The following is a 1,007-nucleotide window of genomic DNA, read 5'->3' as shown; positions in this document are numbered from 1 at the left end:
AGGCCACACCTAAGGCTCAAAAGCTACGAAGGCTAGGAGTCATTAAGGAGCAGGCTCTACTCAAGGAGGTAAGAAAGCTTCTAGCAGCAGGCTTCATTTACCCAGTGGAGAATTCAGAGTGGGTCTCTCCCTTTGTTGTCACTCCTAAGAAAAACGGAAAGTGGAGGGTGTGTGTGGATTACCATCCACTCAATGAGGCAACAAAAAGAGATCACTTTCCCCTCCCATTTCAGGATGAGATACTAAATGAGGTAGCTGGTCATGAGAAGTACACTGTGTGCGATGGTTACTCAGGTTACTTTCAAATAGGAATTGCATTGGAGGATCAATTGAAAACAACCTTTATCACTCCTTGGGGTTGTTATGCTTTTAGAGTCATGCCATTTGGTCTGACAAATGCTCCTGCAACATTCCAACGTTTCATGAATATGGTGTTTCAAGCATTCTTTGGAAAGTCAATTAGGGTGTTCATTGATGATTTCTGTATTTATAGCTCAAAATCATTGCATCTACAAAGGGTAGAAGAAGGTTTAAAGAAGCTCTATGACATGGGAGGTCAACTCAACCCCGACAAGTGTCACATAGCTGAGGATGAAGTGATCTTGCTTGGTCACAAAGTTTCCTATAAAGGCATTGAGGTGGATCCTTCAAAGGCAAAGGCTCTTATTGAGCTACCATCACCCAAGAGTCTTAAGGAGGTCATCTCATTCATTCAAAAGGTGAAGTATATGTCACGCTTCATTCACTTAGCCTCGGAGTTGCTTCACCCTTTGCAAAAGTTGACACAACAAGTGCAATTTGCATGTACTGATGAGCTTGAAGAGTATTTTTGTAACATTAAAATCATTTTGTCAGAGCTACCAAAACTCATGCCTCTTTGTTGGGAGTACACATTCTTTGTTAGCTCTAGTGTTGGGAAGGAAAAAATTGGGGTTGTTTTATTACAACAAGATCCCCACAATACCAGGATGCGGCCCATCTACTTTGCTAGTAGGGTCATGAATGCT

The 1,007-nt window shown here is 41.9% G+C and carries 1 protein-coding gene; it reads left to right on the top strand.

Annotated features, from left to right (window positions below; genetic code table 11):
* Positions 1–1,007 (top strand): reverse transcriptase family protein (locus DD606_RS25560; protein ID WP_139158402.1); only part of this gene is annotated, 1,007 nt, incomplete at both ends.

Source organism: Enterobacter cloacae complex sp. GF14B (genome assembly GCF_004136805.1).
Taxonomy (GTDB): Bacteria; Pseudomonadota; Gammaproteobacteria; order Enterobacterales; family Enterobacteriaceae; genus Enterobacter; species Enterobacter hormaechei_C.
The sequence above is the reverse complement of the archived record's forward strand: the minus strand, read 5'-3'. Positions and strand labels throughout refer to the sequence as shown.